This window comes from Pseudomonas sp. NPDC087614, from assembly GCF_044743485.1.
In the GTDB taxonomy this organism is placed as follows: domain Bacteria; phylum Pseudomonadota; class Gammaproteobacteria; order Pseudomonadales; family Pseudomonadaceae; genus Aquipseudomonas; species Aquipseudomonas baetica_A.
This window is the reverse complement of the sequence record NZ_JBIUWN010000112.1, coordinates 1-13,508: the sequence shown is the minus strand read 5'-3', so window position 1 is coordinate 13,508 and position 13,508 is coordinate 1. Positions and strand designations below refer to the sequence as shown.

At 56.6% G+C, this 13,508-nt stretch carries 9 protein-coding genes and 1 pseudogene; 8 read left to right on the top strand and 2 right to left on the bottom strand.

The features are described from left to right. From ACIOWA_RS25970 to ACIOWA_RS25945, 6 genes are all read left to right on the top strand, one after another. The coding region (locus ACIOWA_RS25970) for a urate hydroxylase PuuD (protein WP_401162627.1) at nt 1-1,219 on the top strand (1,219 nt) is incomplete at its 5' end. A 222-nt stretch (nt 1,220-1,441) separates the two neighbouring features. Beyond that, nucleotides 1,442-2,800, top strand: a complete 1,359-nt coding sequence (locus tag ACIOWA_RS25965; protein ID WP_339433960.1) for a nucleobase:cation symporter-2 family protein — start codon at nt 1,442-1,444, stop codon at nt 2,798-2,800. 43 nt (nt 2,801-2,843) lie between these two features. Then, nucleotides 2,844-3,032, top strand: coding sequence for a hypothetical protein (locus ACIOWA_RS25960; protein ID WP_401162624.1), 189 nt, complete (start codon nt 2,844-2,846; stop codon nt 3,030-3,032). 368 nt (nt 3,033-3,400) lie between these two features. Further along, a complete protein-coding gene (locus ACIOWA_RS25955; protein ID WP_339433959.1) occupies nt 3,401-4,186 on the top strand; it encodes an outer membrane protein OmpK in 786 nt (261 codons plus the stop codon). A 326-nt stretch (nt 4,187-4,512) separates the two neighbouring features. Beyond that, entirely contained in the window at nt 4,513-8,046 is a 3,534-nt protein-coding gene (locus ACIOWA_RS25950) for a calcium-binding protein (RefSeq protein WP_401162622.1), read from the top strand. Nucleotides 8,047-8,295: 249 nt separating this feature from the next. Next, nucleotides 8,296-10,098: a hypothetical protein gene (locus ACIOWA_RS25945; RefSeq protein ID WP_401162620.1), complete on the top strand. Its 1,803-nt coding sequence runs from the start codon at nt 8,296-8,298 to the stop codon at nt 10,096-10,098. 103 nt (nt 10,099-10,201) lie between these two features. On the opposite strand, the gene ACIOWA_RS25940 is transcribed toward ACIOWA_RS25945, so the two are convergent. Together ACIOWA_RS25940 and ACIOWA_RS25935 are read right to left on the bottom strand one after the other, a co-directional pair. Further along, nucleotides 10,202-11,359 (bottom strand): patatin-like phospholipase family protein, encoded by a 1,158-nt coding sequence (locus ACIOWA_RS25940; protein WP_339433956.1) that lies wholly within the window; start codon nt 11,357-11,359, stop codon nt 10,202-10,204. Between the two features lie 32 nt (nt 11,360-11,391). Then, entirely contained in the window at nt 11,392-12,324 is a 933-nt protein-coding gene (locus tag ACIOWA_RS25935) for a lipid A biosynthesis lauroyl acyltransferase (RefSeq protein WP_339433955.1), read from the bottom strand. Nucleotides 12,325-12,441: 117 nt separating this feature from the next. Here ACIOWA_RS25935 and minC point away from each other — a divergent pair, with 117 nt between their 5' ends. Together minC and ACIOWA_RS25925 are read left to right on the top strand one after the other, a co-directional pair. Next, on the top strand, nt 12,442-13,179 hold the full coding sequence (gene minC / locus ACIOWA_RS25930; RefSeq protein ID WP_339433954.1) for a septum site-determining protein MinC: 738 nt from the start codon (nt 12,442-12,444) through the stop codon (nt 13,177-13,179). A 169-nt stretch (nt 13,180-13,348) separates the two neighbouring features. Continuing rightward, nucleotides 13,349-13,508: pseudogene (locus ACIOWA_RS25925) on the top strand (septum site-determining protein MinD); the annotation flags it as partial.

The window sequence follows — 13,508 nt, the reverse complement described above, 5'->3', positions numbered from 1 at the left end:
CTTCGTCTGGCTGGAGAACAACCTCAACCGCGTCAACCCGAAAACCGGTCTGGCCGGTGACCTGTGGGCGATCCACGGCGGCGGTATCTATCACCTGGAAAAATACAAACTGGCCCCACCGGCAATGCCGGAAAACCTGCACTGGTTCAAATGGGAAGCCTACTTCACCTGGATGTCGGGTATCGCGCTGCTGTGCGTGGTGTTCTACTCCAACCCGACGCTCTATCTGCTGGCTCCGGGCAGCACGCTGAGCGGCCCTGAAGGCGTGGCCATCGGTATTGGCTCGCTGTTCCTGGGCTGGTTCATCTACTCCTTCCTGTGCGACTCGGCCCTGGGCAAACGCCCTGCTCTGCTCGGTTTCATTCTGTTCGTGCTGATCATCGGCGCGGCGTATGGCTTCAGCAAAGTATTCAGCGGTCGTGGTGCTTACCTGCACGTCGGCGCGATCATCGGCACCATCATGGTCGGTAACGTGTTCCGTATCATCATGCCGGCGCAGCGCGCACTGGTCGCCGCGATTGCCGAGAACCGCACCCCGGACCCGGCGCTGCCCGCCAAAGGCTTGCTGCGTTCGCGTCACAACAACTACTTCACCCTGCCGGTGCTGTTCATCATGATCAGCAACCACTTCCCGAGCACTTATGGCAGCCAGTACAACTGGTTGATCCTGGCCGGGATCGCCGTGTTGGCAGTGTTGGTGCGTCACTACTTCAACACCCGTCACGACAGCCACAAGTTTGCCTGGACACTGCCGGTGGCAGCGGTGGGCATGATCAGCCTGGCTTACGTCACCGGCCCTGCACCGATGACCAGCCCGGACGTGGCCAAGGCGCCTGCGAAAATCGAATACCAGCCGCTGCCGGAAACGGCGCTGGGTGGTGGCGCGAAACCGGCTGAAGCGGCGGCACCTGCAGCTCCGGCTGCCCCTGCTGCACCGGCGCAAGCGTCCAACGCAGGTCCTGCGTTCGACAAGGTGCACAACGTGATCCAGGAACGTTGCGCGGTCTGCCATTCGGCCAAACCAACCAGCCCGTTGTTCAGCGCAGCGCCAGCGGGTGTGATGTTCGACACCCCCGAGCAGATCCGCCAGAACGCGGCGCGGATCCAAGCGCAAGCCATCACCACACAGATCATGCCACTGGGCAACATCACACAGATGACCCAGCAGGAACGTGACCTGATCGGTGCATGGATCGCGCAGGGAGCCCAGACCAACTAAGCCCTTAAAATTTCGCGAGCAGGCTCGTTCCCACCAGGACACCCTTTAGCCCTGTGGGAGCTGGCTTGCTCGCGAAAGCGTCGGGGCAGTCAACGTGATGTTGAATGGTATGGCCCCTTCGCGAGCAAGCCCGCTCCCACAGGTTTACCTGATGCAAAGAAACAGCTGTGAGCAACCCGACAGCTGTTCAATCACAAGAATAAAAAAGATCCGAGGTGTTGCATGTCCGAGCTGTCCAAAGCGCGCATCCCCGACGCACCCGCCATTCAGCGTTTGCCCTTTTTGCAACTGATCCTGGTCGGTTTGCAACACGTTCTGCTGATGTACGGTGGCGCCATCGCGGTGCCGCTGATCATCGGACAGGCCGCTGGCCTGAGTCGTGAAGAAATCGCCTTCCTGATCAACGCCGACCTGCTGGTCGCTGGCATCGCCACCATCGTGCAGTCGCTCGGCATCGGCCCGATGGGCATCCGCATGCCCGTGATGATGGGCGCCAGTTTTGCCGCTGTCGGCAGCATGGTCGCCATGGCTGGCATGCCCGGTATCGGTCTGCAAGGGATCTTCGGTGCAACCATCGCCGCTGGATTCTTCGGCATGATCATCGCGCCGTTCATGTCCAAGGTCGTACGCTTCTTCCCGCCGCTGGTGACCGGCACGGTCATCACCTCGATCGGTTTGTCGTTGTTTCCCGTGGCCGTGAATTGGGCCGGTGGCGGTGCCGCTGCTGCGCAATTCGGTTCACCGATTTATCTGGCCATCGCCGCACTGGTGCTGGGCACCATTTTGCTGATCCACCGTTTCATGCGTGGCTTCTGGGTGAATATTTCCGTGTTGATCGGCATGTGCTTCGGCTACGTGTTGTGCGGCGCCATCGGCATGGTCGACCTGAGCGGCATGGCCAACGCGCCATGGGTTCAGTTCGTCACCCCGCTGCATTTCGGCATGCCGAAATTCGAACTCGCGCCGATCCTTTCGATGTGCCTGGTCGTGGTGATCATCTTCGTCGAGTCCACCGGAATGTTTTTGGCACTGGGCAAGATCACCGACCAGGACGTCTGCCCGCGCATGCTGCGTCGCGGTTTGATGTGTGACGCGGCGGCGTCGTTTTTCGCCGGGTTCTTCAACACCTTCACCCACTCCTCCTTTGCGCAGAACATCGGCCTGGTACAGATGACGGGCGTGCGCTGCCGCTCGGTGACGATCGTTGCGGGTGGCTTGCTGATCGTTCTCAGCCTGCTGCCCAAAGCGGCGTTCCTCGTGGCGTCGATTCCACCGGCCGTGCTCGGCGGTGCGGCAATTGCGATGTTCGGCATGGTCGCGGCGACCGGCATCAAGATTCTGCAAGAAGCCGACATCGGTGACCGTCGCAATCAGTTGCTGGTGGCGGTGAGCATCGGCATGGGGCTGATCCCGGTGGTCCGTCCGGAGTTCTTCGCACATCTGCCGATGTGGATGAGTCCGATCACCCATAGCGGTATCGCCATGGCAACCCTCAGCGCACTGACGCTGAACTTGTTGTTCAACATCCTCGGCGGCAAAGAGCGCGCAGTGATCAACGACTGCCACGCACACCAGCACTAACAGCACCCCCGCCTCAAACAATAAAAACAAGAGGGAGCACCCGATGATTCGCACGCAATCGAACTCGCTATTGAGTGGCGACCTGCTCGCCGCCTCCCAAGCCATGGCCGGCGATTTACGGCGGTGGCAGACCAACAGCCTGAGCGACTTGTACGGCAAGAACTTCGGCCAGAAGATCGAGTTCCTGCTGGCGATGACCTACGAGTACGGCGAAGGTGCACTTTTAAGATGACCCGCAACCGTGCCCCATACCTGTTGCCAGTGCTCTGTTGCGGGGCACTTGAGAGCTGGCCGAGGAGTCAGTATTCTCCGCGGCCTCTTGAATTCGGTCTAAAAAAAAGCCCGGATTTAATTTCTGACCCAAAAGCCAACTTATCCCGGCCCCGGTCAGTGCCGAGGCATCCCGAAAACACACTCAATCGACTGTTTTTCAGCAGACGAGAGGGCGTTTTTTTGCTTTTTGAAAGCCTTGGCTCAGCTTTTGCTAACAGCATGAAAGCTGACCGTTTGGATGACTTTTGCAACGAAGAAAAAAGGCGCCACACCAGAGCGCCGATCTTAAAAAAATAAACGTGGAACACCTACTTTGGGAGCAACCGAATGAAACGTATGTGCACCAGCCTGATACTCGCGGGATCCATGCTGGCCGGGGGCCAGGCCATGGCCGATGGTCTGCTGCAATGGCAGAACAACAGCCTGACCTACCTCTACGGCAAGGACTTCAAGGTCAACCCTGCCATTCAGCAGACCGTGACCTTCGAGCACGCCGACGGCTGGAAGTATGGGGACAACTTCCTGTTCGTCGACAAGATCTTCTATAACGGCAAACCAGACGGCGGTGTCGGCAACAACACCTACTATGGCGAATTCAGCCCGCGCCTGTCGCTTGGCAAGATTCTCGACCAGAAAATCGAGTTCGGCCCGGTCAAAGACGTGCTGTTGGCAATGACTTATGAATTCGGTGAAGGCGACGTCGAGTCGTATCTGATCGGTCCTGGCTTTGACCTGGCGATCCCGGGCTTCGACTACTTTCAGTTGAACTTCTACCAGCGCCACACCGAAGGTTCGCGTCCGGGCGACAACGTCTGGCAGATCACGCCGGTCTGGTCTTACACCATCCCGGTCGGCGATTCGAATATTCTGATCGACGGTTTCATGGACTGGGTGGTCGACAACGATGTCAACCACCGTGGCGAATACCACGCCAACCTGCACTTCAACCCTCAGGTCAAATATGACTTGGGCAAGGCGCTGAATTTCGGCGAGAAGCAGTTGTATGTGGGTGTCGAGTACGACTACTGGAAAGACAAGTACGGGATTGACGACACCCGTGCGTTCACCACCAATCAGAACGTGACCAGCTTCCTGGTGAAGTTCCACTTCTGATCCCGCGGCGTCCTCAGGGGCGCCTTCGCGAACAAGCTCCCACAGTGATCCGTGCCGTTCACAAAACCTGTGGGAGTTCGCCCGCGATGATACCCGCCAAGACAATACAGCGTTCAAACAAAACCAGACCGGCCCTAAAACCGGTTTAATAATGTCAAGGCCGGTTGCACCCACTCGAACCTGAAAATGGCAAACTAAAACATCAACAATAACTTCTGCGCATGTGCAATACATGGCAACAAACCAAAGATATACAGAAGTAAAAACCCAACACTAACATGCCACCCGATGCTCAAAATAAAGACCACTCGAATAAGGATATTCAAATGGCCACCCCCTTCCAAGACGCCTCGATACATCATGATGCGGTTATCATAACCGAACTGGAACCTTTGGGCCCCAATCAACACGCTGATTCGACTCTTGATCTGAACAGTGAGACAGCTAACGGGAAAAATGCGCAAAGCAGCGAAAAAACAAGCCAACTTAAAATAAACGACCGTATCTTTGGCCCAATTGAAATCGGCCCTATATCCGTAACACGAGTATCCCTCGCAGTATTGGGCGCACGTATTGACGGCCAGCCTTTAAATGGAACAAACACATTCTTCCGCGTACCGAAGCGATCTTTCATCAACTCGTTACAGTTCAGTTTGAACGATATAGAAAGCATTATGAAATCGGCAACCGGCCGGGACAGTTACTTGTTGCCAGATCTGCTGTTCGAAATGGCCAGTCGGCGACCGATCACTTCTGCGCGATTGATCAGAGAGGACACCGACCGTACTGATGACGCAGGAAAACTTCGCAGTAAATTAGAGAAGCTATTGAATTCAGCACACAAACTGGATCTACGGCACGCCAACTTACCGAAAAATCCGCCTCATTGGATATCGAAGGCGTTGAGCAATTTCACGCTCGGTTCTAGCGTCGGCATTCAAGCATTCGGAATATTCATGGGAATTCGCGGTTTGTACCACGCGTACAAAGCCCACGATTCTACTGAACTTAAAATCAACGGTGCCGGCCTTCTCGCAGAAGTTGGCTCTATCATCACCGACGTAACAATTACTCAAGAAGCCACGAGAATGCTCAAGGCTGGCCAGAATGCCTTCAAGGATTTTGCCAAGACTCGTACCGCAATCAGATTGAGCCGCTCCGGTGGTTTGGTCGGAGGAGCACTGACCCTGCCGTTCGACATTACCACGGCCGTCAGATCATTCATCGCAGCGGAAAATGCCACTGGCAAGGCAGCGATGGATCTCTATGTCAGTGGTGGCCTGAGTGTCGCCAGCGGCGCGATGACGATCATCCTTGGCTCTGCAGCCATGGCCGGTTTCTCGGCCGCAGGTCCCGTGGGCCTTGCTGCCGGAGCATTGATGGCTTTCGGCTCACAGGTCTATGCCGCTGTACGGATAGTTGATGACATCGATGACTACATCGAACTCACTGTCGAAGAACGCTGGCGCACAGGCTGGTTTGCATTCTGCTTCATGGATCCGGACGAAGATGTCCATAATCGTTTTCTCAGCGCCAAAGCCAAGATCGACCACGCAAAACAATTGAAGCAAACGGCCAGGGCATTGCTCGACGTCCAATTGAAGGACACCACCGAAGCCGTCGTTAACGGTAGTTTCGACGTGGAACTGGAACCAACCCTGGAAGGCCGTCATCACTGGTTAACCAGAAAGTGGGAACGGCATACCGTCATGAAGCCAAAAATAAAGGACGGCAACGACATCATTGACGGCCGAAACGGGGTGACAGCCGAAACGCCCGGTGCTGAACTGGGTATAGCAGGAGCAGAAAAGAGCATCCTGTGGTTCATTGGCGGTGGTGATGACTCCATTGAAGGGGTAGAAAAGAAGCCGAACGCTTTCTACTACGGCGCTGGAAACAAACAACTGACAGGCGGCGAGAAGGATGACTTCTTCGTCTTCCAGGGCGCAAAAATCAATCATCAGGCAACTCTAGAACTTTCTGATCGCTGGACGTTGAAGGGCGGGGCAGGCGACGACTCGTTGATCCTGGGCAGGATTGATTTGAAAAACCATCACCAGAAGCAGCCACAGGCCGGATATGACGTCGACTTGCCGGCCGGTACGGTCCATGCGATCACTGCAGACTCAGCTACAGAAAGCGGGAACAACCGTATCCCGCTCGGCGTTGTCGAGAGCATCGAAAATGTCGAAACCGTAGCGCATGCGTCCAGCACCGTGACCGGAACCCCGGAGCGCAACGTCATCAAGGCCCATGGCGCCGACATCGTCAGAGCGGGGGCAGGAAACGACATCATCCAACTGCTGGCCTCGGGTGCAGAAGCCTGGGGTGATGCCGGCGCAGATGAATATTTCGTTGCCCATGTTCCCGGGCAACTATCCATCACCGAAGACGGTAAAGAGAACAGCATTATTGAACTGGGCTGCCGAAAGGACCTGATAGATGGTTTCGAGGTGAGAGCCGATAACTCTCTGTGGGTCACGTTGAATTTTGATATGGACGATTCGCCGAAAACCCGTGTAGTCATACACGACGTTTATGAAGAAGTAGCGAATAAACGTCAGTTAAAAAACAAGACACTGACATTCGTTACCAAGGACGGCTATCACCTGACCCCGGATCTCCCTGAAACGATAACCTACTCTAAACGCGAATACGTCAAAGCGGTGATCACCCGCCAAGGAAGCCCCATAGAACCGACTATTCTTTACACCCCCGATTGCTTTATCGAGCACCAGAGATTCACCGGTTATTACCTCCCACGCACCGATAAAAACATCATCTTCCGCTCGGTAAAACGCCCCAAAGAAGCCATCAAGCTTTATCTGGATTACGCGAGCACCGAACTGACAAAAGTAGAAGTATCCTACGGTGCCTTTGTGAGTCAAGAAAGCGAGATCGATATTCAATGTGACTTGATCTATACACTCGATAAAAAAACACTAACACTTCGAAATTTTTCGAGCTTCAAACTGTCGGCAGACATGGGGTTCGCCTTGCAACACATGCGCGAACACCCCAACCAACAATACTTGTTTATTTTCAACGACGGCCTGATGGCCAATGCCGGACTCACCACAACAGAAGAACCTTCGGACTATAAAACATCTGAATTCATGCGCTGGAAACATCTCATTCAGTTGCCGCTGCGGTACCGACGAGGCAAATACCCGTTTGAACTTCCTGAAAACGAACCTTATAAACTGAGCTCAGGGAGGGCCTGCGCCAAATTTTCATCTCATCCCGCGCAAACGGCGATGGAGAGCCTGGAAGGTGAAGGCGGTACGTACTTCCTTCATCTGGTAGCCAACATGACCATCAAGATTTCGACGCCAGGCGGTCTCGCCAGCGCCCGTGTGAGATTGTCGCACTCTTCCACCTGGTATATCGATGCTACAGCGCTGGGCACTATTGAGATAAAACTGACCAACAACAAACTGTACATCGGAAGTTGCACTGTTCATCTGCCCGTCTATGAAGACAGTGCGGACATTATCGACAGGGTGTACGTGACGACCGAAGAAGGCATCATCCGGACAGTCGATCTTTCCTTCGACCAAATTGCAGTCTCCGGCATTGATGCTCGTTATTTTGTCGAGCCACCGGCTTACCCCGCCACGCTGCCCGACAGTCAAGCATTGCTTGGAGACCATGAACTTCCAGTCCTTCATGCCCAGTTGTACAACCACCCGGACAAACGTGTGTTCTACAGCTTTCCAGGACGCCACTGGTTTAGCAGACCTTCGACAGCCAGCACCATTAACAGGTCAGATCTGGTGATTTCCGCTCGATGCGATCATAAACCAACCGCTCCGGTTCTATCGGTTTCAGATCAACTTTCGCAAGTACCCGTCGCATAGATAATCCGCTGCTATTTCAACTTGATAAACGCAGCGCTGGATTCGAGGCCGTTAAAAAACACGAAAGAAACGTTTACTGCCTTGATCGCGATACATATATACCGCACAAGACGGCGTCGGATTATCCAGCATATGCCCCCTCGCAGAGTCCGAACGGTTGATTGTCAAAAAGAGATGACTGTCGACTCTGCGTTCACTTGCGTCGTTCTCCAACAACGCTTTAGCTCTCATGTTGAAGAGAAATCCGATATGGCCAAACCACCGAAAAAAATCTCCTCCTCCCCTGCAACCGACACACACCTGACAAGTCCGAAAACGCTCCCTCACGAGGCTGTGGGCCACCTTCCTCATATCGCCGGCTCCGACCCGACAACATCAGTGGGTCATGTACTTGAATCTCATGCCCGAGACACCCCACAAATCCCAAACGAACTTGCGCCAGCAGTCATTGTGAGCGACCCGTCCCCCTCGGCCGAGTTGCTGCAAGCCAACATGGAGGCAATTACCTGGCCGGCTGACAATATCGACCAGTTACGCCCCCTCGGCGGCGAAAGTGGGCTGTTCGAAAGTCCAGAGGGCAATACCTACGCCCACGTCGCCAACGAAGGCTATTTTCGCGCCGAACGCCAAGCCGATGGCCGCTACCGCTTGCATTGGCCAGAGCAACTGGGCGAACAGGGCCCACTCATCAAGCAGGTAGAAGGACAGCCTTACTGGCGCCCCGAAGCGTCCTCTGCGGCCATGCATGTTGTGGCGAACGTCGAGACAGCAGGAGGATCGCCAACGCCCCTTTCCCCCAGGCAGGCCGCCAGTCTGAGCAGCGCGCAAGAGAGCCCGGACGGTATTCGTTACGACACCAAACGCCGGGCATCCTACGTGGACATGGAGGATGGGACGACTTTCCTGGTACGCAAACACTCGGAGGGCGGTTATCAGCAAGCCGCTGCTCATGACCGCAACGTGCTGGGCGCGCGGGTTGAGCCTATTGCCGGAACCAAACGCTGGCGGATAAAAACGAACGACGATCAACTGCCGGGATCAAGCAAACGCCAACGTTTGACAGACGCTGATCAATCACCACTTGTCGGGCCATCGACGGCGCGCTTAACGGGCACGCAACCCACCGCCGGAGTCTGGAAAAGCTGGGGCAAATCCAGCAAACCCGAGGGCAGTGACTCGATAGAAATAGACGGCCTGCACTACGTGATCGTGCCGCAACGGATTCAGGACGATACCGTTCTTGTGTACCTGCAGAACCCCCTCTTCACGCCCGGCCGTTACGACGCCTTCGAGCAGATGTTGAAAACCGATCCATCACTGCAACCAAAGTGGGTCATCAAATCCGCTGGCGCATGGGCTGTGCTGGAGCAAAACCCGTTTGCTGTCTCGCTGAACGAGTACGTCGGCAAATCCATGCGGTATTTGTCGAGTGATTCGTCGAACGCCATCGCCAAAGCCGTGTTCAATCAGGCGAACCAGTCTGAAACCATCAACGGCGATGGGTTGACCATTCTGTTCGACACGCTTTATCACTGGCAAAACAGGTCCACCGTCCGAGCACGAAGACCGGAGCTGGCCGACCCGCTGCTGATGTTGCGCGCCCTGCTGCCATCCCCCGGCAACAATCTGCCAGGCCACAAGCTTTTATTGCCATCGCCGTCTGCCGAGCCCTTCAGCCGACTCGATTTCGATGCCAGCCGATTCCTGATCTCGCAGGACTCCAGCTTGCGCTCCATATTCAGCAACCTTCTCGAAAGTAACGGTTATGAGGTAGATCGCACCAGTCGCATGTTCAGGGAGGACGCTTTGCTCTTCGAACGCAAAGACCTGGATACCGTATTCGTATTGAGATTCCCCTTCCCGGCGATTGGTGGAGAGTTACTTCGAACAGTCGGTCCTGCTGCTGAAATAAATGATCCGAAACTCAGGGCCCGTTTGGAAACGTCGAAATGGCAACGGATGCTTGATTACAACAAGGTTGTCTATCTGGCAGGCGGCATGCAGAAAGTCTCGGACCAACAAACGCTGTTCTATATTGTTCGAGAGAGTTGATCCATCTGGCTGAGTAAAATCGACGGTCAGCCGTCCTGGTGATTCAACGCCCGGGACGGCTTCATCTGCCTACCCGACTGTCGACGGCTGTGAACGTTGGTTGTTAAACGGGCAACCCGAGAAAACGGCACAACGCCTCGCGCTTGGCCAACGCATCGCGCCGCCCCAGATCAATCAACTCGCTGCAATACCCCGCCTCGAACAGCAGATAACTCATTACCCCCGCCCCGCTGGTCTTGGTCGCACCCGGGCCGCGCAAGAACAGGCGTAACGCCGCGGGTAACTCCTGCCGATGCCGCGCCGCGATCTCATCGATCGGCTGACTGGGGGAAATCACCAGCACCTCCACGGGCGCCACGCCCAAGGCACGCTTTGGCGTGCCATCGGGCATCAGATGGCTGAACTGGTTCAAGCGTTCAAGCAACTCGATATCGCTTTCCAGGCTGTCGATGAACGTGCTGTTGAGCATGTGGCCGCCGATCTGTGCCAGCGTCGGTTGCAGCCCCGTGTAAGCGCGTTCCAGCGGCTGCTGCGGGTCGACACCGCGCGGGTTTCCGCTGACGCCGACCACCAGCACCCGACTCGCCCCCAGGTGCAGCGCCGGGCTGATCGGCGCGGACTGCCGTACCGCGCCATCACCGAAATACTCTTCGCCGATTTTCACCGGTGCGAACAACAAGGGGATGGCCGAACTCGCGAGCAAGTGGTCCACCGACAACTGCGTCGGCACACCGATCCGTCGATGCCGTAACCAAGCATCAATGGCGCCGCCGCCCTGATAGAACGTCACCGCCTGCCCCGACTCGTAGCCGAACGCAGTGACTGCAACAGCATGCAATTGCTTGCGAGCGATGGACTCGGCAATGCCAGGCATGTGCAGCTTTTCATTGAGCAGCTCGCGCAGTGGCGAACTGTTGAGCAAAGCCACCGGCAGGTGCCGCCCCATGCCGAGCAAACTGTGGCTGACGAAACGACTGGCCTGACGAATCACGCCAGGCCAGTCACTGCGCAACACGCGATGGCTGCGAAAGCCTTGCCAGAACAGCGTCAGGCGTTCGATAGCGGCACGAAAATCGGTGGCGCCGCTGGCCAGGCTGACGGCGTTGATCGCCCCGGCCGAGGTGCCGACGATCACCGGAAACGGATTGTCAGCGCCCAACGGCAGCAATTCGGCAATCGCCGCCAGCACGCCCACCTGATACGCCGCCCGAGCCCCGCCGCCGGAAAGAATCAAACCTGTGACCGGTTCAGCTGGGCTCATCGCAACGCTCCATGGTGTTTAAAGAAATGGGGTCAACCGCGTTTGGCGTACAACTTCGGCTCGCCCGGTGGGCGGCTCTTGAAGCGACGATGCGCCCACAGATATTGCTCGGGGCAGGCACGCAACGCACTCTCGACCCACTGGTTGATACGAATACAGTCGGCTTCTTCAGTCTCGCCGGGGAAGTCTTCGAGTGGCGGGTGGATCACCAACCGATAACCGCTGCCGTCCGCCAGACGTTCCTGCGTGAACGGCACCACCAGCGCTTTGCCCAATCGAGCAAATTTGCTGGTCGCGGTCACGGTCGCGGCTTGAATGCCGAACAGCGGCACAAAAATACTCTGTTTGGCACCGTAGTCCTGATCCGGTGCGTACCAGATCGCCCGACCCGAGCGCAGCAGCTTGAGCATGCCGCGCACGTCCTCGCGCTCCACCGCCAGTGAATCGAGGTTGTGCCGCTCGCGGCCCCGACGCTGAACGAAGTCGAACAACGGGTTTTTGTGTTCGCGGTACATGCCATCGATGGTGTGCTGCTGGCCGAGCAAGGCCGCGCCGATTTCCAGCGTGGTGAAATGCGCGGCCATCAGGATCGCGCCCTTGCCCTCACGATGAGCCTTTTGCAAATGCTCAAGGCCTTCGACGTGGGCCAGTTTCGCCAGCCGTTCACGAGACCACCACCAGCTCATCGCCATCTCAAAAAAGGCGATGCCGGTGGAGGCGAAGTTTTCCTTGAGCAGACGCTTGCGTTCGGCGGCGGATTTTTCCGGGAAGCACAGTTCAAGATTGCGCTTGGCGATACGCCGCCGGTCGCCCGCCACGCGATACATCAACGCGCCCAGAACTCGACCGATGGTCAGCAATGCCGGATACGGCAATTGCACGATCAGCCACAAAAGCGCCAGACCGCACCAGAGCGGCCAGAAGCGTGGAGAAAGAAATGCTGTTCGAAAACGCGGGCGATCCATTAAAGCTTCCGTAAATACAGTGGCCGCGCATTCTACATCGTTCGACCCGGCTTGCGGCTCGTCGGCGTTCTCGTTATAAGTCTCGGCACTTTTAGTGACAAGCCGTTGTATGCCGACATGAGCCAAACCGAACCGTTAGACCAAGATCCCGTATTTCAGCTCAAGGGCAGCATGCTGGCCATCACTGTGCTGGAACTGGCCCGTAACGACCTCGAGAACCTCGATCGGCAGTTGGCCGCCAAAGTCGCCCAGGCGCCGAATTTTTTCAGCAATGCACCGCTGGTTCTGGCACTGGACAAGCTGCCGCCGAGCGAAGGCGCGGTCGATCTGCCGGGGCTGATGCGCGTATGCCGTCAGCATGGCCTGCGCACCCTGGCGATTCGCGCCAGCCGCATCGAAGACATCGCCGCTGCCATCGCCATCGACATTCCGGTACTGCCGCCGTCCGGCGCCCGTGAAAGGCCGCTGGAACCCACTGAAGCCGAAGTCAAAAAGAAACCGGAAAAACCGCCGGAGCCGACCATCAAACCGACCCGCGTCATCACTACGCCAGTGCGTGGTGGCCAACAGATATATGCCGAGGGTGGCGATTTGGTAGTAGTGTCCTCCGTCAGTCCGGGGGCGGAACTTCTGGCCGATGGCAACATCCATGTATACGGCCCAATGCGCGGTCGTGCGCTGGCTGGCGTCAAAGGTGACACCAAGGCACGGATTTTCTGTCAGCAATTGAGCGCTGAACTGATCTCCATCGCCGGCCACTACAAGGTTTCCGAAGACCTGCGTCGCGATCCAATGTGGGGCTCGGGCGTCCAGGTCAGCCTGTCGGGCGACGTGTTGAACATCATTCGGCTTTAACGGATACTGCCGCATTTTCCAAGCATCTCTAAAACGTAGCGAAAACGGCTCAAACGAAGTAGGAAAAAGGCCAAAAGCCGAATTCCAGCCAAGGCTGTCCGACTGCAGTAGTTTTCAAGAGATGTTTTTCAGGGGCTAAAAAGTCCTTCTTCCTTAGGGGTGAAACACCTTGGCCAAGATTCTCGTGGTTACATCCGGCAAGGGTGGGGGGGGTCAGACCACCTCCAGCGCCGCGAGCGGTACCGGCCTCGCTGGGCGCGGCCCCGATACAGTGAGCGTCGAGTGCGACGTGGGCGGGCGGAACCGTGACCTGATCAGGGGTGGCGAGC